Source organism: Thiohalophilus sp., from assembly GCF_034521165.1.
Lineage (GTDB): Bacteria > Pseudomonadota > Gammaproteobacteria > UBA6429 > Thiohalophilaceae > Thiohalophilus.
The window spans coordinates 559,157-578,873 of the sequence record NZ_JAXHMV010000008.1; the positions used below are offsets into that span (position 1 = coordinate 559,157).

Here is a 19,717-nt window from a genome sequence, read left to right on the forward strand (position 1 = left end):
CGGTTCAGCCTGACCCGTTGATTTCGATTATAGGCGGTCCCGGTCAGTGATAACGCGAGCATTGTGTGAATATATTCACATTTTAAAGTAGGTATTTGAGACGGGCGGATGCCCGATAACGCGGTTTTAATCAATATATAAGGTAGCGTGGTATGACGGCAGCAACCCGACTCTCCATCAGCGGCATGAGCTGTGCCGGCTGCGTAGCCAGCGTCGAACAGGCGCTGCAGGCGGTGCCCGGCGTCGAGCAGGCCGAGGTGAATTTCGCCGAGCACACCGCCACGGTCGAGGGCGATGTAAGTGCTGACAAACTGGTCGAGGCCGTCAAACAGGCCGGTTACGACGCGGCCGAGATGAAAGGGCAAAATGCCGAGGCCGACAAGGAAGCGGCCGAGATGGCCCACTACCGCCGCCTGTTGCGCAAGACCGCGGTGGCGGCGGTGCTCGGGGTGCCGCTGGTGATCGGTGACATGGGCGGCTTCTTGCCCGCACTGGATACCTCACTCGGTCAGCCAATCTGGCTGTTTCTGGGGCTGCTCACCCTGGGGGTGATGATCTATGCCGGCGGCCATTTTTTCACCGGGGCGTGGAAGGCCTTTCGGGTGCATAACGCCAACATGGATACCCTGATTGCCCTGGGCACCGGTGCCGCCTGGGTCTATTCCGTGGTGGTGGTGCTGTTCCCCGACACCGTGCCGAGTCTGGCCCGGCATGCCTATTTCGAGGCGGCGGTGGTGATCATCGCCCTGGTCAATCTGGGCGGGGCGCTGGAGATGCGCGCCCGGGGCAAGACCTCCGAGGCGATCCGCCGGCTCATCGGTCTGCAGCCGAAGACCGCGCGGGTGGTGCGCGAGGGTAAGGAGCAGGATGTACCCATCGACGAGGTCGGGCTGGGCGAGACGTTGCGGATTCGTCCCGGCGAGCGCATCCCAGTGGACGGCGACATTATCGACGGTCATTCCAGTGTCGATGAGTCCATGCTTACGGGTGAGCCGCTGCCGGTGACCAAACAGGTCGGCGACGAGGTGGTGGCCGGCACCATCAACGTCAGCGGCAGCTTCCTGTTCCAGTCCAAACGCATCGGTGCCGACACGGTGCTGGCGCAGATCATCGAGATGGTGCGCCGTGCCCAGGGCAGCAAACCGGCCATCGGCCGTCTGGTGGATAAGGTGGCCGGGGTGTTCGTGCCGGCCGTGCTGCTGGTGGCGGTGGCAACCTTTCTGATCTGGTTCAACCTGGGCGGGGAGGTGCTGCTGAGTCACGCCATCGTCGCCACCGTGACCGTGCTGATCATCGCCTGCCCCTGCGCCCTGGGACTGGCCACGCCCATCTCCATCATGGTCGGCGTCGGCAAGGCCGCCGAATACGGCATCCTGATTCGCAATGGCGAGGCCCTGCAACAGGCAGGCAAGCTTGAAGCGATCGTCCTGGACAAGACCGGGACCGTGACCGTGGGACGTCCGAGCGTCACCCACCTGGTGCCCGCGGCCGATTACAGCGAGGAACAAGTGCTGCAACTGGCTGCGAGCCTGGAGCAGGGTTCCGAACACCCGCTCGCTCACGCCATTGTCGAGGCGGCCAAACAGCGCGAGATCACCCTGTCCGACGTCCAGCGGTTCGAGGCGATCACCGGCCAGGGGGTGAGCGCTGAACTGGACGGCGACGTGTGTTATCTCGGCAATGTTCGCCTGATGCAGAGCCAGGGCATCGATATCGGCGAGCTGCAGGACCGGGCGCAACAGCTGGCCGGGCAGGCGGAAACGCCCATGTACCTCGCCCGGGGGCAGCAACTTGTGGGTATCGTGGCAGTGGCCGATCCGATCAAGGATGACTCGGCCGCCGCGGTGCGGCGTTTGCAACAGCTCGGGCTCAAGGTGATCATGCTGACCGGCGATAACACCGCCACGGCACAGGCGGTGGCGCGTCAGGTGGGGATCGACGAGGTCATCGCCGAGGTCCAGCCACAGGACAAGAACCGGCATATCGAACAATTGCAGCAACGCGGCGAGGTGGTGGCCATGGTCGGCGATGGCATCAACGACGCCCCGGCGCTGGCCCAGGCCGATGTGGGTTTTGCCATCGGCAGCGGCACCGACGTGGCGATCGAAAGCGCCGACGTCACCCTGATGCGCGGCTCGCTGCACGGGGTGGCCGATGCCATCGCCATCTCCCACGCCACCCTGCGCAACATCAAGCAGAACCTGTTCGGCGCCTTTGTCTATAACAGTCTGGGCATCCCCATCGCCGCCGGCATTTTGTATCCGATCATGGGGCTCATGCTCAACCCGATGATCGCCGGCGCCGCCATGGCCATGTCCTCGGTCACCGTGGTGAGCAATGCCAACCGCCTGCGCTGGTTCAAATCAGGAGCCCAATCATGATCTGGCTGATCAATCTTCTGGGGCTGGCACTGATGCTGGCCATCGTCTGGTGGTTCTGGATCGCCAAACCCGCGACCACCCAACGCCAGGGCGATACCGTCGACATCCTGGTGGACGACGGCGTCTACACGCCGTCGCGGATCGAAACGCCCGTCAACCAGCCGATTACCCTGCGCTTTTTGCGCAAGGATGCCAGCCCCTGCGCCGAACAGGTCATTTTTTCCGACTTCGACATCAGCGCCGAACTGCCGGTGGATGACTACAAAGCGATCACCCTCACCCCGCAGGAAAAAGGCGAATACGACTTTACCTGCCAGATGCAGATGTACCGTGGTACGCTCATCGTCATATGACGAAGGGCCGAGTTACGAGGGACGAGTGACGAGGCAAAAACACTCCATTATAGTAGCATCTTCACCTCGATATTTTATTTCACGATTGCAGTGGTAAAACTTTAACAAAGTGAGGTAGCTGTGTTGCCACAACAAAATGATTTAATAACGTCAATTTCCTCGTCCCTCGTCCCTCGTCCCTCGGCCCTGTTCTTATGAGCTGGTGGGGCAAGGTTGTCGGCGGGACGTTCGGCTTCATGCTGGGCGGACCATTGGGCGCGCTGCTAGGCGGGGTGCTCGGCCATCAATTTGATCGGGGTCTGAACTTGCAGAGACAGCTCGGTGGTCCGTCTCGCCCGGGTGAGACGGAGCGGGTGCAGATGGCATTTTTCACCGCGTTGTTCTCTACCATGGGGCACGTGGCCAAGGCCGACGGGCGGGTGAGTGAAGACGAGATCGAGATGGCCCGCGGGGTCATGCAGCAGATGCGCCTCGACGAGCAGCAAAAGCACGCCGCCATCGAGCTGTTCAATCAGGGTAAGCAGCCCGACTTCGATCTGGATGGCGTGCTGGAGCAGTTCCGCCAGGAAGCGCGCCGGCGTCGCACGGTGTTGCAGATGTTCATGGAGATCCTGATCCATGCCGCCTATGCCGACGGTGTCATGCACCCCACCGAACAGAACGTGCTGCGGCATATCGGTCAGCGGCTGGGCTTCAGCGGCAGCGCGTTCGAGCAACTGCTGCAAATGGTTCAGGCCCAGCGGCAATTCCACCAGCAACATGCCGGTGCCGGTGGTGGCGCCCAGGCAGGACGTCCCCCGGCCGAACAGTTAAAGCAGGCCTATGAACTGCTGGGCGTGAGTGAAAGTGCCAGCGATAGCGAGATCAAAAAAGCCTACCGGCGGCAGATGAACCAGCACCACCCGGACAAACTGGTGGCCCGGGGCATGCCCGAGGAGATGATCAAGATCGCCAACGAAAAGACCCAGGAGATCAAGGAAGCCTACGAGCTGATCAAGAAATTACGCCAGCACTGAAATAGCTTGCGCGCATTTGAGAAATAAAAGCAAACCACCAAGACGCCAAGACACGAAGAAAATAAATATTTGAACACTTCGTGTCTTGGTGTCTTCGTGGTTAATATCTTTCACCGTACCGCACGGCCTGTCGCGCCAGAGGCGCTCCTACAATAGATGTTTTTCCTCGGAACTCGTAACTGCCTCCGCAGGACGCGCGGACCCGGGTAGGCCCGATATAGCGAAGCGGTATCGGGCATTTTTCGGGTTGCCGGACACCGCTATGCTATGTCCGGCCTACCAACTGTGAAATAAAAGCAAACCACGAAGACACCAAGACACGAAGAAGAATATTGTTTAAACCTTTGTGTCCTCTGTGGTGAGACAAGCATGGCTGGTCCTGAACACTATTGTGAAATAAAACAACTGCAACACATAAAATCTCGAAGGATTTAATATTGATTTTACTTCGTGTCTTGGTGTCTTGGTGTCTTCGTGGTTAAGATTTTTCAGCCGAAGTACCGCCCGCCGCTGGCAATGGCCACAGTAATAAGCCCCAGCAGGGTATTCAGTCCCACCAGCATCCGGATCTGGCCGAGCTTCTGGCCGCCGGTCGGCCAGTCCTGGCTGAGAACGGCCTGCTTGAGCCGACGATAGGGGGCAAAGAAGACATGCAGGTAGATCAGGATCATGATGATGCCGAGGGCGTTCATCAGGTGGACATAGATCGGGGCGCTGGCAAAGCCGCCGAACATGGCAAACAGCATCCAGTAGCCGGTCAATGGCAGCAGAATGACAGACGCCCAGACCCAGGGAAAGAACTTGCCAAAGGTGCCAACCCAGAGGGTCAGGCGTACCGGCGGTTCCAGTTGCGTGGCGGCTACCGGGCGCAGGCACATATAGGCAAAAAACATCCCGCCGACCCAGATGACGGCGGCGAGCAGGTGAAGGGCAATCAAGATACTGTTCATATTCATATTTCTGACCTCGTTATTTATAAATTATTAACGCAGAGGCAAAGGGCGCAATGTTGAATTTTAAATTTTGAATGTTGAATTGTGAGTTTGTACTTAATTCAAAACTCAACATTCAACATTCAAAATTATCTCGCCGCTTCCTCGCCGAGCGCCTGATTATCCAGCCAGCGGCTGACCCGTTTCACCATTGTATCGGCCATGCCGTTGAAGAAATGGTCGGCGCCTTCGATCTCAACCTGGCGGTAGTTATTGTTGCCGGCCCGGGCGGCGCCTGTGGCGCGCTGTTTGACCGAAGCCATCACGCCTTCCAGATCCCGGCTGCCGTAGAGATCGAGCACCGGAATGGTGATCTTCTCCAGGTTGTGGGCGTTGTCCATTTTATCGATTTTGCTCTGATTCATGCCAATACCGACGAATCCCCGGACAGGATGATCGGGATTGCTGGCCAGATAGTGGGTGCTCATGGCGGCGCCCATGCTGTGGGCGAGGATGACGATATTCTCGATCCCCTGTTCGCGCAGGTAGGCGATCGCCGCCTCGAAGCGGGGCGCGACCTCGGCGAACAGCGGTTCATAGTCCCGGGCGTCGGCCTGGTTTTCGAGAATGGGCATCTGGACAGACAGGGTCATCCAGCCGTGGTCCGGTAACCGGCTGCGCAGCGGATGGATAACTTCCGGCCAGTTCGGATGGGCGCCGATGCCATGGACGACGATGGCGGCCCCTTTGGCTTTTTCGGTGGTGTGTTCGGTGGCCAGCGCCAGCACCGGCTCGTCGCGGGGTTCCAGCCAGATCGCCTCGCCGACCATCAATGTATCGACGATCTGATCGGCCCAGCGCTGTTCCTTGGCCTTGTCCGAGGCTGACAGCGGCGAACTGATCAGCGCGATACTTATTAATAGGGTGGTACACAATCCGCGCATGGTAATCCCTTGTAATCAGAGAGGTTTTGTTTCCGGGCCCGCCCGGGGAAATGCCGGGCGGGGCGCAAATCCGCAGTCATGTTGCCACAAAAGGCTGAAAAATCCGATCCGATCAGGTAAAGTCTGCGGTTCATTTTTCAGCAGGTCGCGTCACGGCGCGAGCGACGACACTTTAAATTACAAGCGAAGAGGCGAACCTATGGCCGATTATCAAATTGCCCCGTCCATCCTGTCCGCGGATTTTGCCCGCCTGGGCGAGGAAGTGGACAACGTACTGAAAGCCGGTGCAGACATTGTCCATTTTGATGTCATGGACAACCATTACGTGCCCAACCTGACCATCGGCCCGCTGGTTTGCGAAGCCCTGCGCAAGCATGGTGTGACCGCGCCCATTGACGTGCATCTGATGGTCAAGCCGGTGGATCGGATTATTCCCGACTTCGCCGAAGCCGGCGCCACCTACATTACCTTCCATCCGGAAGCCTCCGATCATATCGATCGTTCCCTGCAGCTGGTGCGCGAAAGCGGCTGTAAATCCGGTCTGGTATTCAACCCGGCCACGCCGCTGGATTATCTCAAGCATGTCATGGACAAGGTCGACATGGTCCTGCTGATGTCGGTCAACCCCGGCTTTGGCGGCCAGTCCTTCATCCCGGCCACCCTCGACAAGCTGCGTGAAGCACGCAAACTGATCGACGAATCCGGTTATGACATCCAGCTGGAAGTCGATGGCGGCGTCAAGGCCGACAATATCCGCGAAATCGCGGCAGCGGGCGCGGATACCTTTGTCTCCGGCTCGGCAATTTTCGGCAAGGGCCAGGATTCCGATCCCAACCGCTATGATTCCATCATCAAACAAATGCGGGAAGAACTGGCCAAGGCCGGTTAATCATAGGGCGGATGATGTAACGCAGAGTTCGCAGAGGCGCAGAGGCGCAGAGAAATTAATTGTTTTGTGCTGATTCTAAAGCATATTATTCTATTCTCCTCCGCGTCTCTGCGACTCCGCGCCCTCTGCGTTTTTATGCAGGAATCTAAAATGTTGAAGAAGCCGGAAATGGTACTGATTGATGTGGACGGCACGCTGGTGGACAGTGTGCCGGATCTTGCATATTGCGCGGACGAGATGATGAAACAGCTCGGCATGCCGGAACATGGCGAGCCGAAGGTGCGCCATTGGGTCGGTAACGGCGTCGAGCGTCTGGTGCGTCGCGCGTTGATTGGCCGGCTCGACGGCGAGCCGGACGAGGCACTGTTCGACAAAGCCTATCCGATCTATCTGGAACTGTATGCCGAAAATACCAGCAAGCGCAGCAAGGCGTATCCGGGCGTCAAGGAGGGGCTGGAGTATCTCAAGCAGGCCGGTTACCGGCTGGGTTGTGTGACCAACAAGGCGGAGCAGTTCACTGTGCCGCTGCTCAAGACGCTTGGTCTGTACGATTATTTCGAGATCGTGGTCAGCGGTGACACCCTGCCGAAGAAAAAGCCCGACCCCCTGCCGCTGTTGCATGTGGCGGACTTTTTCGGGGTCAAACCGGAAAAGGCACTGATGATCGGCGATTCGGTCAGCGACGTCACCGCCGCGCGGGCCGCCGGTTTCCAGATTGTCTGCATGAGCTATGGCTACAACCATGGCGTGGATATCCGCGAGGCCAACCCCGACGCGGTGATCGACTCCATGGCCGAACTGCCCGATTTACTCAAACAGGCGGCGCGTGGCGCGGCCTGACTGTGACCTGAAGATGCAACGCCGCATGAACAATACCATTAACCGATGGCGCCACTGGTGAGGCAGTGACTCCGGTTTTTGGTATATGATGGCAACTCTTCAGGTGACAGTTTATGAACGAGACACAATTTCAGGCGTACGCCAAACAGGGCTATAACCGCGTCCCGCTGGTGCGGGAAGTGCTGGCCGATCTCGACACCCCCTTGAGCACCTATCTCAAGCTGGCCGACGGCCCCTACAGCTATTTGTTCGAATCAGTGCAGGGCGGCGAGAAATGGGGCCGCTATTCCATTATCGGCCTGCCCTGCCAGACGGTTCTGCGCATTCACGGCCACGATATTCGTCTCTACCACAACGGCGAGATTATCGAACAGGAACAGGCCGGCGATCCGCTGGCCTGGATCGAAGCCTTTTATGCTCGCTACCGGGTCCTCGAGGACGACCGCTTGCCGCGCTTCAACGGGGGCCTGGTCGGTTACTTCGGCTACGATACGATTCGCTACATCGAGCCGCGGCTGGCAGACTGTCCCAACGACGACGCGCTGGAACTGCCGGATATCCTGCTGATGGTCTCCGACGAGATCGTGGTGTTCGATAATCTCTCCGGCAAGCTCTATGTCGTGCTGTATGTCGATCCAGGTCAGAGCGGGGCCTATCAACAGGGACAAACGCGGCTGGATCAGTTGATCGCCCGCTTGCAGCAAACGCCGCCCCGGCCTGCCAAAACCCGTTCGCTCAAGGTCCATGAAGACGATTTTATCTCCGGCTTCACCCAGGCGGGCTTCGAGTCGGCGGTGGAAAAGGCCAAGCAGTACATTATCGACGGCGATGTGATGCAGGTCGTCCTGTCGCAGCGCCTGTCGATTCCCTACGAGGCGCAGCCACTGGATCTGTATCGCGCCCTGCGCAGCCTCAACCCCTCGCCCTATATGTTCTATCTGGATCTGGACGATTTTCACATCGTCGGCTCCTCGCCGGAGATCCTGGTGCGGGTGGAAGACGAGACCGTCACCGTGCGCCCGATTGCCGGCACCCGCCCGCGCGGCAAGAGCGACGAGGCGGATCGGGCCCTGGAAGCCGAGCTGCTGGCCGATCCCAAGGAGCGGGCCGAACACCTGATGCTGATCGATCTGGGGCGCAACGATGTCGGCCGCATTGCCGAGACCGGCAGCGTCAGGGTGACCGAAAACATGGCCGTGGAGCGGTATTCGCACGTCATGCACATCGTCTCCAACGTCACCGGCAAGATCAAAGCCGGCATGTCCAACATGGACGTGCTGCGCGCCACCTTCCCGGCCGGTACCGTCTCCGGCGCGCCCAAGATCCGCGCCATGGAGATCATCGACGAGCTCGAACCGGTCAAGCGCGGCGTCTACGCCGGCGCGGTGGGCTATCTGTCCTGGTCCGGCAACATGGACACCGCCATCGCCATCCGCACCGCCGTGATCAAGGACAAACAACTGCATATCCAGGCCGGCGCCGGCATCGTCCACGACTCCATCCCGCGCAACGAATGGGACGAAACCATGAACAAAGGCCGCGCCATCTTTCGCGCCGTCGCCCTCGCCGAAGCCGGCCTGGACGGGGCACATAGATAGAGCGGTGTATTTAACGCGGAGGGCGCGGAGGCGCGGAGACGCAGAGGAAATCAATAATGCAAAGGAGTTGCATATGCACGAAAATGATCTTGCTGGAGAAATAATCGGTGCAGCGATAGAAGTGCATCGGATACTTGGTCCGGGACTGCTGGAATCGGCGTATCATGAATGCCTGAAACATGAATTCGGTATGTTGGGTATCGAATATGAGTCGGAGGTTCCTATTCCCCTGGAATACAAAGGTATCATGGTTGATCAGGTTTATAGAGCTGATTTTATGGTGGATAGGACAAGGTGATTATTGAGCTGAAATCAGCTGGAGGAAATTAAAGATATACATAAATCACAGGTTCTGACCTATCTGAGATTGACAGGCAGAAAACTGGGGTTGCTTATTAATTTCAGGACATCATTGATTAAGAACGGTATATATCGTGTTGCAAATAAATTGTAGTTCTCTTCGCCTCTCCGCGACTCCGCGTCCTCTGCGTTTTTCGCAGGGAGTATTCTATGTTGCTAATGATAGACAATTACGATTCGTTTACCTACAACCTGGTTCAGTATTTCGGTGAGCTGGGCGTGGAGGTGCGGGTTTATCGTAATGACCAGATTACGCTGGATGAGATTGCCGAATTGAAACCGGAGTACCTGGTGATCTCGCCGGGTCCCTGTACGCCCAACGAGGCGGGGGTGTCGGTGGAGTCGATTCGCCGCTTCGCCGGCAAGTTGCCGATCCTGGGGGTTTGTCTGGGCCACCAGGCCATCGGCCAGGCCTTTGGCGGCAAGGTCGTGCACGCCGGCAGCATCATGCACGGCAAGACTTCGATGATCCATCATTATGATATCGGGGTATTCCAAGGACTGGCCAATCCGCTGGAGGCGACCCGTTATCACTCACTGGTCATCGAAAAAGATTCATTACCCGATTGCCTGGAAGTGACTGCCTGGACTCGACAGGACAACGGCGAGCTGGACGAGATCATGGGCGTGCGGCACAAAGAACTGGCCATCGAAGGGATCCAGTTTCACCCCGAGTCGATCCTGACCGAACACGGTCATGACATGTTGCGTAATTTTCTGGAACAAAACCAAAGATAAATTTTACCGCAGAGACGCAGAGATATAATTTTGAATGTTGAATTTTAAATTATGAATTACGGTCATGGCTTTTAATTCAAAATTCAAAACTTAAAATTCAACATTAAGCGTTACTTCGCGTCCTCTGCGTCTCTGCGGTAAAGATCAATTAAAAACGGGATATAGAAATGGATATGACAGAAGCGATCAAGGCGGTGACTGAAAACCGCGATCTGACCGGCGAGGAGATGACACAGGTGATGCGGCTGATCATGACCGGCGAGGCAACACCGGCGCAGATCGGCGGTTTTCTGGTCGGGCTGCGCATGAAGGGTGAGACGGTGGACGAGATCGCCGCCGCCGCCGGCGTGATGCGCGAGCTGGCCACCCGGGTCTCGGTTCATGGCGAGCATCTGGTTGATACCTGCGGCACCGGCGGTGACGCGGCCGGTACCTTTAATATTTCCACTGCCAGTGCCTTCGTGGTGGCGGCGGCCGGCGGGCAGGTGGCCAAGCATGGTAATCGCTCGGTCTCCAGCCAGTGTGGCAGTGCCGATGTGCTGGAGGCTGCCGGCATCAATCTGGATTTGAGTCCCGAGCAGGTGGCGCGCTGCGTCGATGAAACCGGTGTGGGTTTCATGTTCGCACCCAAACATCACAGCGCCATGAAGCACGCCATTGGTCCGCGCCGCGAAATGGGCGTGCGCACGATTTTCAATGTCCTGGGGCCCTTGACCAATCCGGCCGGCGCGCCTTATCAGGTGCTCGGCGTATTTTCCGAGCGACTGCTGGTTCCCCTGGCCGAGGTACTGAAAAAACTGGGAAGCAAACATGTGCTGGTGGTACACGCCGAAGATGGCATGGATGAGATCAGCATCGGTGCACCGACCCATGTGGCGGAGCTGAAGGACGGCAAGGTCAGCAGCTATAGCATCACCCCGGAACAGTTCGGCCTGCAGCGCACGGATGTGACCACCCTGAAAGTGACCACCGCCGGGGAATCGCTGGCAATCATCAAAAACCTGCTGAATAACCAGCCCGGGCCGGCCCGGGATATTGTCCAGCTCAACGCCGGCGCGGCGATCTACGCCGCCGACCTGGTGCCGACGCTGGAGGACGGCGTCAAACGTGCCGCCGAGGTGATCGCCGACGGCTCCGCCGCCGCCAAGCTCGATGCTCTGGTAGAACTGTCCAGGTCTTTTTAAGAGAAAAGCTTTTACCGCAGAGACGCGGGGATACAATGTTGAATGTTAAATTTTTAATGTTGAATTAGATGTGGCTCCGCAATTCAAAATTCAACATTCAAAATTATATTTTCGTTCTCTATGGTGAAAAATATAAATAGTGAAATGAATAATACTCCCGATATTTTAAAAAAAATCATCGACCGTAAACGGGACGAGGTAGCCGAACGCCAGGCGACAATTCCATTGTCGCAACAGCAACAACGTGTGGCGGAGGCGTCGCCGGTACGGGATTTTGTTCACGCTATTGAACAGCGTCTGGCGAACAGTCAGCCGGCGGTGATCGCGGAGATCAAAAAAGCCTCGCCCAGCAAGGGGGTGATGCGCGATCCGTTCGTCCCGGCGGAGATTGCCCGCTCCTACGAACAGGGCGGTGCTGCCTGTCTGTCGGTGTTGACCGATGTTGATTTCTTCCAGGGCAGTGACGAATTCCTGCAACAGGCGCGTAATGCCTGTTCGCTGCCGGTATTGCGCAAGGACTTCATGATCGACCCGTACCAGGTCTATGAGGCCCGCGCCATCGGAGCCGATTGTATCTTGCTGATCGTCGCCGTGCTTGACGATACCCGGATGCGCGAGCTGCATGACCTGGCCCGGCAACTGGGTATGGCCGTGCTGGTGGAAGTGCATGATGCCGGGGAACTGCAGCGAGCCCTGAAACTCGAAACCCCGTTGATCGGGATCAATAACCGTGATTTGCGGACCTTCGAGACCCGGCTGGAGACGACACTCGAACTGCTCGATGCAATCCCCGACGATCGCATCGTCGTCACCGAAAGCGGCATCCATACCCCCGACGATGTCAAACACCTGCACAACAACGGCGTCCACACCTTCCTCGTCGGCGAAGCCTTCATGGTCGCCGAAGACCCCGGCACCCGGCTCAAGGCCCTGTTCGACTAAATAGATGAGTTAGTGGAATAAACGCAAAGGACGCAAAGACGCGAAGGGCGCAAAGGAAATAATCTTTCAGACTAACCCGTGGCAATTTGGATGAAATTTTGCTCTGAAAATTCTGAATAGAGGATGACTTCAATGTATTGATAAGTCAGATCAATACTATAGGAAAACAGTAATTAAAATCTTTGCGTTCTCCGCGTCTTTGCGTCCTTTGCGTTATTTTCCAGAGAGTCTGAAAAATGATTCCTATCGGGTGCCGAAGACGACGATAGTTTTCCCTTTGACGTGGATCAGTCCCTGTTCTTCCATGGTCTTGAGCACGCGGCCGACCATTTCGCGGGAGCAGCCGACGATGCGGCCGATTTCCTGGCGGGTGATGCGGATCTGCATGCCGTCGGGGTGGGTCATGGCATCGGGTTGTTTGCACAGATCCAGCAGGGTGCGGGCGACGCGGCCGGTGACATCCATGAAGGCCAGGTCGCTGACCTTGCGGCTGGTGTCGCGCAGGCGGGTGGCCATCTGCCGGGCCACGGCGAACAGGATGTCCGGGTGGTCCTGGTACAGCTGGCGGAATTTGGCGTAGCTGATTTCAGCGACTTCGCAGGTGCTGCGGGCACGCACCCAGGCACTGCGATTGCGTTCCTCGTCAAACAGCCCCATCTCGCCGAAGAAATCGCCCTTGTTAAGATAGGCCAGCACGATCTCCCGGCCTTCCTCGTCTTCGATCAGAACCGACACCGAGCCGTCCACGATGTAGTAGAGCACCTCGGAGTCATCCTCGGCATAGATAATGACGCTTTTGGCCGGATACTGGCGCCGGTGGCAATGCTCCAGGAAGCGATCCAGCGTGGGAATGCCCGTATTTTCAACCTTGGCCTGAACCATGCTTTTCCTTATATAGTCTGCTGACGTCGGTTGCTGCCTATGGTATACCAATAAAAGGCATTTACAATAGAAGCGGCGATTTTCGTCGCCGAATTGAGAATGCTGTCACCCCGCCGGGGTTCTGATACGGCAGCGATTTTGCAGTTGCCGCCCGGATTTCAGCTAATGCCGGCCGGTTCTGCACAACCAATCAGTGTGATTCGGGAGGATGACAGTCAGATGAAAGCGCGGATTAAATGGGTTCAGGATGCCACCTTCGTCGGGGAGTCGGGCAGCGGCCATGCGGTGGTGATGGACGGCCCGCCGGAACACGGCGGTCGCAACCTCGGCATTCGCCCGATGGAAATGTTACTGCTGGGCATGGGCGGCTGCACCAGCTTTGATGTCGTGAATATTCTGAAAAAATCCCGCCAGCCGATTCGGGACTGCTATGCCGAGCTGTACGCCGAACGCGCGGAAACCGAACCGAAGGTGTTTACGCACATCCATGTCCACTTTGTCATTACCGGCAAGGGCCTCGGTGAAAAACATGTCAAACGGGCCGTGGAACTGTCGGCGGAAAAATATTGCTCGGCGTCAATCATGCTTGCTAATGGCGGTGTCGAAATCAGCCATGACTACGAAGTGATCGAGCCGGAAGATGAATGAACCCGTCGCTAACTGAACTCAATCGCAAGGAATAATGTTTATGGCTGATTTCCCCGGGCTCGTACACAGTTACTATCAGGCCTGGTTCCGTTTTCATCCCGAGAAGGCGGTGGACCTGGGAGTGCGGGGTTTTGAATCGCAACTGACTCCGTTTGCCGACGATGAGATCGGTGCCCTGAAGGCATTGAATGAAAAACTGATCGACGCGCTGGATGAAATCGATACCTCGGTATTGACCGCGGCACAGGTGATTGATCGGGAAGTGATGTATGGCGCCGCCGTCATCGAATCATCCGAACTGATCGAGCATGACTGGCGTTATCGGGATCCGGCGCGTTATCTGCCGATCCATGCCATCTATCAATTAACGCTGCATAATCTCAAATTTAACAAACAGCATTTGCAAAACCGGTTGCAGGCGATCCCGCGCCACTTGCGTAATGCCCAGGCCAATCTGCAGAGCGAACCGGAGAGGATCCCGCCCGTGTGGCTGGAGGCCGCGCATACCGAGGCCGAGCAGGGCGCGGATTATTTGCGCAGCCTGCGCAAACACCCGGTGTTTATCCGGCACGGCCTCAATGCCGAGCTGGAGCAGGCCGCGCATGCCGTCGACGAGTTTGCCCACGTTATGGAGACCGAACTGCAACCCAAAGCGGCGGGCGATTTTGCCTGTGGCACGGCCTGGTTCGAACGCTTGTTACATCATCGTCATGCCCTGCCGGTCAGTGCGCGGCAGTTGCATGCCCTGGGCGAGCGCCTGTTCGAAGAGACGTTGCGCGAACTGAAGGCCGTCACCGTCGAGCTGCAGGGCGACGAAGATATCCGGCAACTGACTGAAAAGATCCACGCCCGCCACCCGGCGGCGGAAGAGCTGCTCGAGCAATACCGGCAGAACATGCAGGCCGCGCATACGTTTGTCGCAGAACAGGATCTCGTCAGCCTGCCGGGCAAGGAATCGCTCAAGGTGATCGAGACGCCGACCTTCCTGCGGCATGAGATTCCCTTTGCCGCCTATATGGAGCCGCCGTTTAACGATCCCGAGCAACAGGGCTATTACTATGTCACGCCGGTGAAAGATGCGTTGTCGCTGGGCGAGCACAACCAGGTCAGTCTGCGCCATACCTGTGTCCATGAGGCCTGGCCCGGTCATCATCTGCAATTTGTCACGGCCAACCGGGGCCATCGTTCGAGTACCCTGCCGCGCCTGGTCAATCCGTCGGCGACGCTGTATGAAGGCTGGGCGCTTTATTGCGAGCAGTTGATGCAGGAGCAGGGCTTCCTCGACACGCCGGAGTCGCGTTTCGTCCTGCTCAAGGACCGATTGTGGCGCGCGCTGCGCATCATGCTGGATGTGGAGTTGCACACCCGGGGAGTGTCACTCGCACAGGCGGCGCAGCGGATGGAGCAGTGGCTGGGTTTCACGCACGAACAGGCGCTGGCGGATCTGGGCTGGTATACCCATGCACCGACCGTGCCTATGGGTTACGCCACCGGCTGGGCCCTGATCAACGCGACACGCGAGCGATTGTCGCAGCTGGAGAGTCCTTTTGAACTCAAATCCTTCCACGACCGGCTGCTGGCGGAAGGCTCCATCGCGCTGTCGCACGTGATCCGCAACCAGTTTGGCCGGCCGGTCTGGGACAGCGTCCAACGCGGTATCTTCACCGAACCGGCAACCGGCACGGACGCCTGATCGGCACGCCGGCGGCAACTGCCTGATTTGACAGCATAATATCGGACAGTTTGAGCTCGATCGGCAGAGGGACAAAAACGCCTGACGCCTCCGGGCGGTTGGTTTAAAATGGTTGTTTTTTCCCGATCGGGCTCATAAGGAGAATGCAATGAAACGTCCCGTTGCCACAGCCGGTTTGCGTCATGTTGCCCTGTATGTCCGGGAATTCGACGCCTGCGAGCGGTTCTATGTCGAGCTGCTCGGGATGCGCGAGGAGTGGCGCCCGGACCCCGCTAACCTCTACCTCACCTCGGGCAACGATAACCTGGCCTTGCATCATAGCGAGGAAGTCTTCGACGGTCCGCAACATCTGGATCACATCGGTTTCATACTCGATACCCCCGAGGCGGTGGATGAATGGTACGAATTCCTGCTCGCCAATGAGGTGTCGATGCGGACCAAACCCAGGACCCATCGGGATGGTGCCCGCAGTTTTTATTGCTATGATCCCGATGGCAACGTGGTACAGATGATCTATCACCCGCCACTGGCAAAAGCGTAACGAGAGGTAAGCTGTTGGATAAAAAACACAGCAGAAAGATTCGTCTGATGGGGTTCAACAACCTCACCAAGACACTGAGCTTCAACATCTACGATGTCAACTATGCCGATACCGCCGAGCAACAGGCGGCCTATATCGAGTATATTGACGAGGAGTACAATGCCGAGCGCCTGACCAATATTCTCACCGAGGTGAGCAACATCATCGGCGCCAATATCCTCAATGTTGCGCGCCAGGACTACGAGCCCATGGGCGCCAGCGTGACCATGCTGATCTCCGAAGAACCGGTGATCCCGGAAGAGGAACTCGACACCAATGCCGCACCGGGGCCGTTGCCCGAATCGGTCGTCGGGCATCTCGACAAGAGCCACATCACCGTGCACACCTACCCGGAAAGTCATCCGGATAACGGTATCAGCACCTTTCGCGCGGATATCGATGTCTCCACCTGCGGGCGTATCTCACCCCTGCGCGCCCTGAACTACCTGATTCACAGCTTCGAGTCGGATATCGTGATCATGGACTACCGCGTGCGCGGCTTCACCCGCGATGTGCGGGGCAAGAAGCATTACATCGATCACAAGATCAACTCGATCCAGAACTTCCTGGCCAAGGACACCAAGAACCTCTACCAGATGGTGGACGTCAACATGTACCAGGAAAACATCTTTCACACCAAGATGATCCTCAAGGAATTCGACCTGGACAACTACCTGTTCGACATCAGCGCCAAGGACCTGCCCGAAAACAAACGTAAACAGCTGCACCAGCGCCTGCAAAAAGAAATGCTGGAAATCTTCTACGCGCAGAACATGCCGAAACTTTCGAAATAACAGGGACGAGTTACGAGGGACGAGTTACGAGGAAGATCAAAATCCGGGCTTCTCGATCGTAATTCCGATATAAATAAATTAACCGCGAATGCTCGAAGACACGAAGGATTAAAGACTAAAAAACTTCGTGTCTTCGCGCCTTCGTGGTTAAGGTTTTCCTCGTTACTCGTCCCTCGTCACTCGGCCCTGTGTTTTAGATCCAATAAGCCGTCCGGGTCATGATCTTCGAGGTCAGCTGCATGAGCTTTTTGACGGGGAAGGGCAGTTCGGCGCCACCGGCCTGCAGGGCGGTGGTGGCGTGGAGGCCTTCGTCTTCTTTCATTTGCTGCAATATGGCGCGGGATTTGGCGTCGCGCTCATCCAGTTGCGCCAGGTGGCTGTCGAGATGCCGCACCACCTGGTGTTCGGTTTCGGCGACGAAGCCGAGGCTCCATTTGTCGCCGGCGATCCCGGCCAGTGCGCCGATGCTCACCGAGCCGGCATACCACAGCGGGTTGAGATAACTCTTGTGTCCGCCCAGCTGGTTGATGCGTGACTCGCACCAGGCCAGGTGGTCGTTTTCCTCCAGCGCGGCGCGCTCCATTTTTTCACGCACGTCCGGCAGCCGGGCGGTCAGCGCCTGGCCCTGATACAGCCCCTGGGCCGAGACCTCGCCGGCGTGATTAACGCGCATCAGCCGTGCCGCCAGGACCTGCTGGTCCTCGTCCAGCGCCGACTCCGCGACCGCCGCGGCGGGATTCGGCCGCTCGGTCAGCACCGGCCTGCCCACCAGCGTACGCAGGCCGAGATCGACGTTCATCAGAAAATGATCCACCGGGCTGTAATGACGTTGTTCCATATTCTTAAAGATACTCGAGGACAGTTAAGGCTGCAAGCTGGTGTTTTTATACCAAGGCTCTGGAAGCAACGCAAAGGACGCAAAGACGCAAAGATCGCAGAGAAAATTATATTCGTTATTATTATATGGGGCTGCTAATCAACCTGATACTTGAACCAGGAATTCTGACTGTCTATTTTACACACCAAAAATTACTAACTTTGCGTTCTCCGCGCCTTTGCGTCCTTTGCGTTATTTTCAGCGTCTGTAAAAATGACGGACCGAATCAAAAGTAATACCCCAGGCTGATGTAGTTGATGCCGTAGTCTTCGTCGTCGCTGAGCAGGGTGTATTCCAGTTCCAGGGTACGGCCGTTATCCAGCGGGTAGCCATAGCCGACGCCCCAGCTCAGGCCGTTGCCGTTGCGCTCGGCTTCGGTGTCGTAGCGCACCTGCCAGTCGCTGTAGCCGGCCTTGAGTTTCAGGTAGTGGCGTTCGCCGATGTAGAGACTGGTGTAGAGCGCATGGGTATCCATCTCCCAATCCTTGCGAACGGTCGAGGTCTCGCCTTCGACTACCGAGGTGTTGATTTCCAGTTGCAGCCCGAGGCTGAGGTACTTGCCGTCCATGAGTTTGCCGCCGACAGTCAGGCCCAGGTTGATGGCCGGATCATAAGCCGGGTTTTCGTGTTGCAGGGTGCCGAGTTTGACCGAGAAATGGTCCTTGTCCCTGGCCGTTGCCGAGGTGGCCACGGCCACCAGTAACAGCAACCAGGGCAATTGTCGCAGGTGAATCATGCCGGGGCCTCGATATATTCGCGCAACAGGGTAAGTGGATGGATGACCGGGATCAAATTGTGCTGTTCGACCAGGCCTGATTGCAAATGCAGGGCACAGCCGATGTTGGTCGTGACGAGGCGATCGGGATGTTGTTCTTCAACGTGCGCCAGTTTGCGCGCCCGCAGTTGATCGGCAAACGCGGGGTAGCGCAGCAGATAACTGCCGGCGGCGCCACAGCAGGTGGCGTTATCCCCCAGCGGCAGGATCCGCAGCCCGGGGATGTGTTCCAGCAGCGGGTAGATATCATTTGCGGCACGCAGCACATTCTGCGCGCTGCACGGCTCATGCACGGCCACGGTTTCATCGCCGGCGCGAACCGGCAGTGAATCGGGCCAGGACTGGTTGGCGATAAAACTGACCGCATCGCGCACCGGCACGGGCAAATCTGTTTCCAGCAACTGGCTGGCGCAGCCGGAGGCGGTGACGATGATCGCATCGAACTCGCCGGCAAACGCGCGGCGGTTTCGCGCCGCCAGCTGTTCGGCCTGCGCGTGCTGTCCGCTGTGGGCGTGCAGGGCCCCGCAGCATTGTTGCGTGGCGGGAACGGTCACATCGAAGCCGAAATAGCGCAATACCGCGATGGTGTCGCCCAGGGTCCGGCTGTCGGCGGCCGCGCTGACACAGCCTGTGAACAGGGCGACCCGGCCCCGGCGCGGTGTCATGGCGGGGTAGTGGGGCGCCAGGGAACGGGGCCAGGGCAGCCGCGGCAGCGTCAGGCCGCGGCGCAGCAGGGTTGAGTGTCGTCCCAGACCCAGGCCGCGCCCCAGCGCGGCCAGGCCGCTGCGCTGGCCCAGTACGATCAGCCGGACCAGCGCGCGCAACCCGACGGGACGGGTGAGCAGGGCCAGTCCCAGGCGGGCAGCGCGAGCGGGGCGGCGATCCTGCGCCAGCAGCTGCTGGCCCAGGTCGAACAGCCGGCCATACGCCACCCCCGAGGGGCAAACCCGCTCGCAGCGGCGGCACAGCAGGCAGTGGTCGATATGCGCGCGCAGTTTGGGCGCGGCCTCCAGCTGCCCGTTGGCCAGCGCCTGCAGCAGCGCAATCCGCCCGCGCGGCGACTCGTTCTCGGTCAGATCGGCCTGATACGTCGGGCAGTGAGGCAGGCACAACCCGCACTTGACGCACTGATCGGCCAGCTGATCGATCTGTCGGGAAAGGGGCAAGGGTTCAGAACCGTCGGGCTGCATGGTCCGGCAAGTCTACCCTGTTCCGGCACCCGGTTTCAGCTCGATGTATGACATAATCACAAAAACAGGGACGAGGGACGAGGGACGAGGAAAAATACCTT

The 19,717-nt window shown here is 58.1% G+C and carries 19 protein-coding genes and 1 pseudogene; 14 read left to right on the forward strand and 6 right to left on the reverse strand.

Annotated elements, in window-relative coordinates:
• The first annotated feature begins 152 nt into the window (after positions 1 to 152).
• From U5K34_RS07410 to djlA, 3 genes are all read left to right on the forward strand, one after another.
• Positions 153 to 2,381, forward strand: coding sequence for a heavy metal translocating P-type ATPase (locus tag U5K34_RS07410; RefSeq protein WP_322564742.1), 2,229 nt, complete (start codon positions 153 to 155; stop codon positions 2,379 to 2,381).
• Positions 2,378 to 2,734 carry a cupredoxin domain-containing protein gene (locus U5K34_RS07415; RefSeq protein ID WP_322564743.1) on the forward strand — a complete coding sequence of 119 codons (357 nt, stop codon included), beginning with the start codon at positions 2,378 to 2,380 and terminating at the stop codon, positions 2,732 to 2,734. The genes U5K34_RS07410 and U5K34_RS07415 overlap by 4 nt, the downstream gene beginning before the upstream one ends.
• A gap of 194 nt (positions 2,735 to 2,928) precedes the next feature.
• Positions 2,929 to 3,750 carry a co-chaperone DjlA gene (gene djlA / locus U5K34_RS07420; RefSeq protein ID WP_322564744.1) on the forward strand — a complete coding sequence of 274 codons (822 nt, stop codon included), beginning with the start codon at positions 2,929 to 2,931 and terminating at the stop codon, positions 3,748 to 3,750.
• Between the two features lie 488 nt (positions 3,751 to 4,238).
• On the opposite strand, the gene U5K34_RS07425 is transcribed toward djlA, so the two are convergent.
• Together U5K34_RS07425 and U5K34_RS07430 are read right to left on the reverse strand one after the other, a co-directional pair.
• The gene (locus U5K34_RS07425) at positions 4,239 to 4,700 is read right to left on the reverse strand and encodes a CopD family protein (protein ID WP_322567756.1); all 462 of its coding nucleotides are present in this window, start codon (positions 4,698 to 4,700) and stop codon (positions 4,239 to 4,241) included.
• A 131-nt stretch (positions 4,701 to 4,831) separates the two neighbouring features.
• Positions 4,832 to 5,626, reverse strand: a complete 795-nt coding sequence (locus tag U5K34_RS07430) for an alpha/beta fold hydrolase (protein WP_322564746.1) — start codon at positions 5,624 to 5,626, stop codon at positions 4,832 to 4,834.
• A gap of 199 nt (positions 5,627 to 5,825) precedes the next feature.
• Between U5K34_RS07430 and rpe the strand changes: the two genes are divergently transcribed.
• From rpe to trpC, 7 genes and pseudogenes are all read left to right on the forward strand, one after another.
• A complete protein-coding gene (gene rpe / locus U5K34_RS07435) occupies positions 5,826 to 6,515 on the forward strand; it encodes a ribulose-phosphate 3-epimerase (protein WP_322564747.1) in 690 nt (229 codons plus the stop codon).
• Between the two features lie 150 nt (positions 6,516 to 6,665).
• Positions 6,666 to 7,355 (forward strand): phosphoglycolate phosphatase, encoded by a 690-nt coding sequence (locus U5K34_RS07440; RefSeq protein ID WP_322564748.1) that lies wholly within the window; start codon positions 6,666 to 6,668, stop codon positions 7,353 to 7,355.
• 113 nt (positions 7,356 to 7,468) lie between these two features.
• Positions 7,469 to 8,953, forward strand: a complete 1,485-nt coding sequence (gene trpE / locus U5K34_RS07445; protein ID WP_322567757.1) for an anthranilate synthase component I — start codon at positions 7,469 to 7,471, stop codon at positions 8,951 to 8,953.
• A gap of 73 nt (positions 8,954 to 9,026) precedes the next feature.
• A pseudogene (locus tag U5K34_RS07450) lies at positions 9,027 to 9,407 on the forward strand (GxxExxY protein).
• Between the two features lie 56 nt (positions 9,408 to 9,463).
• Positions 9,464 to 10,051, forward strand: coding sequence for an aminodeoxychorismate/anthranilate synthase component II (locus tag U5K34_RS07455; protein WP_322567758.1), 588 nt, complete (start codon positions 9,464 to 9,466; stop codon positions 10,049 to 10,051).
• A gap of 167 nt (positions 10,052 to 10,218) precedes the next feature.
• On the forward strand, positions 10,219 to 11,235 hold the full coding sequence (gene trpD, locus U5K34_RS07460) for an anthranilate phosphoribosyltransferase (protein ID WP_322567759.1): 1,017 nt from the start codon (positions 10,219 to 10,221) through the stop codon (positions 11,233 to 11,235).
• A 144-nt stretch (positions 11,236 to 11,379) separates the two neighbouring features.
• The gene (gene trpC / locus U5K34_RS07465) at positions 11,380 to 12,177 is read left to right on the forward strand and encodes an indole-3-glycerol phosphate synthase TrpC (protein ID WP_322567760.1); all 798 of its coding nucleotides are present in this window, start codon (positions 11,380 to 11,382) and stop codon (positions 12,175 to 12,177) included.
• Between the two features lie 243 nt (positions 12,178 to 12,420).
• Here the strand turns inward: trpC and crp are convergent, their stop codons facing one another.
• Positions 12,421 to 13,059 carry a cAMP-activated global transcriptional regulator CRP gene (gene crp / locus U5K34_RS07470; RefSeq protein WP_322567761.1) on the reverse strand — a complete coding sequence of 213 codons (639 nt, stop codon included), beginning with the start codon at positions 13,057 to 13,059 and terminating at the stop codon, positions 12,421 to 12,423.
• Positions 13,060 to 13,278: 219 nt separating this feature from the next.
• Between crp and U5K34_RS07475 the strand changes: the two genes are divergently transcribed.
• The 4 genes from U5K34_RS07475 to speD all read left to right on the forward strand — a co-directional run bounded on the left by U5K34_RS07475 (position 13,279) and on the right by speD (position 16,774).
• Positions 13,279 to 13,707: an OsmC family protein gene (locus U5K34_RS07475; RefSeq protein ID WP_322567762.1), complete on the forward strand. Its 429-nt coding sequence runs from the start codon at positions 13,279 to 13,281 to the stop codon at positions 13,705 to 13,707.
• A 40-nt stretch (positions 13,708 to 13,747) separates the two neighbouring features.
• A complete protein-coding gene (locus U5K34_RS07480) occupies positions 13,748 to 15,400 on the forward strand; it encodes a DUF885 domain-containing protein (protein WP_322567763.1) in 1,653 nt (550 codons plus the stop codon).
• A gap of 148 nt (positions 15,401 to 15,548) precedes the next feature.
• On the forward strand, positions 15,549 to 15,941 hold the full coding sequence (locus tag U5K34_RS07485; protein ID WP_322567764.1) for a VOC family protein: 393 nt from the start codon (positions 15,549 to 15,551) through the stop codon (positions 15,939 to 15,941).
• Between the two features lie 47 nt (positions 15,942 to 15,988).
• Positions 15,989 to 16,774: an adenosylmethionine decarboxylase gene (speD, locus tag U5K34_RS07490; protein ID WP_322567765.1), complete on the forward strand. Its 786-nt coding sequence runs from the start codon at positions 15,989 to 15,991 to the stop codon at positions 16,772 to 16,774.
• A gap of 193 nt (positions 16,775 to 16,967) precedes the next feature.
• On the opposite strand, the gene coq7 is transcribed toward speD, so the two are convergent.
• The 3 genes from coq7 to U5K34_RS07505 form a co-directional block, all read right to left on the reverse strand.
• The gene (gene coq7, locus U5K34_RS07495; protein WP_322567766.1) at positions 16,968 to 17,612 is read right to left on the reverse strand and encodes a 2-polyprenyl-3-methyl-6-methoxy-1,4-benzoquinone monooxygenase; all 645 of its coding nucleotides are present in this window, start codon (positions 17,610 to 17,612) and stop codon (positions 16,968 to 16,970) included.
• A gap of 265 nt (positions 17,613 to 17,877) precedes the next feature.
• Positions 17,878 to 18,387 (reverse strand): outer membrane beta-barrel protein, encoded by a 510-nt coding sequence (locus U5K34_RS07500; RefSeq protein ID WP_322567767.1) that lies wholly within the window; start codon positions 18,385 to 18,387, stop codon positions 17,878 to 17,880.
• On the reverse strand, positions 18,384 to 19,616 hold the full coding sequence (locus tag U5K34_RS07505) for a (Fe-S)-binding protein (protein ID WP_322567768.1): 1,233 nt from the start codon (positions 19,614 to 19,616) through the stop codon (positions 18,384 to 18,386). Before U5K34_RS07505 ends, U5K34_RS07500 begins: the two co-directional genes overlap by 4 nt.
• Positions 19,617 to 19,717: the final 101 nt, after the last annotated feature.

Bases quoted from the DNA above. Each gene is read 5' to 3' on its own strand.
- trpC (WP_322567760.1), top strand. From the start codon at position 11,380: ATGAATAATACTCCCGATATTTTAAAAAAAATCATCGACCGTAAACGG.
- djlA (WP_322564744.1), top strand. From the start codon at position 2,929: ATGAGCTGGTGGGGCAAGGTTGTCGGCGGGACGTTCGGCTTCATGCTG.
- U5K34_RS07480 (WP_322567763.1), top strand. From the start codon at position 13,748: ATGGCTGATTTCCCCGGGCTCGTACACAGTTACTATCAGGCCTGGTTC.
- U5K34_RS07455 (WP_322567758.1), top strand. From the start codon at position 9,464: ATGTTGCTAATGATAGACAATTACGATTCGTTTACCTACAACCTGGTT.
- U5K34_RS07505 (WP_322567768.1), bottom strand. From the start codon at position 19,616: ATGCAGCCCGACGGTTCTGAACCCTTGCCCCTTTCCCGACAGATCGAT.
- trpE (WP_322567757.1), top strand. From the start codon at position 7,469: ATGAACGAGACACAATTTCAGGCGTACGCCAAACAGGGCTATAACCGC.
- U5K34_RS07430 (WP_322564746.1), bottom strand. From the start codon at position 5,626: ATGCGCGGATTGTGTACCACCCTATTAATAAGTATCGCGCTGATCAGT.
- crp (WP_322567761.1), bottom strand. From the start codon at position 13,059: ATGGTTCAGGCCAAGGTTGAAAATACGGGCATTCCCACGCTGGATCGC.
- U5K34_RS07500 (WP_322567767.1), bottom strand. From the start codon at position 18,387: ATGATTCACCTGCGACAATTGCCCTGGTTGCTGTTACTGGTGGCCGTG.
- U5K34_RS07485 (WP_322567764.1), top strand. From the start codon at position 15,549: ATGAAACGTCCCGTTGCCACAGCCGGTTTGCGTCATGTTGCCCTGTAT.
- rpe (WP_322564747.1), top strand. From the start codon at position 5,826: ATGGCCGATTATCAAATTGCCCCGTCCATCCTGTCCGCGGATTTTGCC.
- U5K34_RS07475 (WP_322567762.1), top strand. From the start codon at position 13,279: ATGAAAGCGCGGATTAAATGGGTTCAGGATGCCACCTTCGTCGGGGAG.
- speD (WP_322567765.1), top strand. From the start codon at position 15,989: ATGGGGTTCAACAACCTCACCAAGACACTGAGCTTCAACATCTACGAT.
- U5K34_RS07425 (WP_322567756.1), bottom strand. From the start codon at position 4,700: ATGAACAGTATCTTGATTGCCCTTCACCTGCTCGCCGCCGTCATCTGG.
- coq7 (WP_322567766.1), bottom strand. From the start codon at position 17,612: ATGGAACAACGTCATTACAGCCCGGTGGATCATTTTCTGATGAACGTC.
- U5K34_RS07440 (WP_322564748.1), top strand. From the start codon at position 6,666: ATGTTGAAGAAGCCGGAAATGGTACTGATTGATGTGGACGGCACGCTG.
- U5K34_RS07410 (WP_322564742.1), top strand. From the start codon at position 153: ATGACGGCAGCAACCCGACTCTCCATCAGCGGCATGAGCTGTGCCGGC.
- U5K34_RS07415 (WP_322564743.1), top strand. From the start codon at position 2,378: ATGATCTGGCTGATCAATCTTCTGGGGCTGGCACTGATGCTGGCCATC.
- trpD (WP_322567759.1), top strand. From the start codon at position 10,219: ATGGATATGACAGAAGCGATCAAGGCGGTGACTGAAAACCGCGATCTG.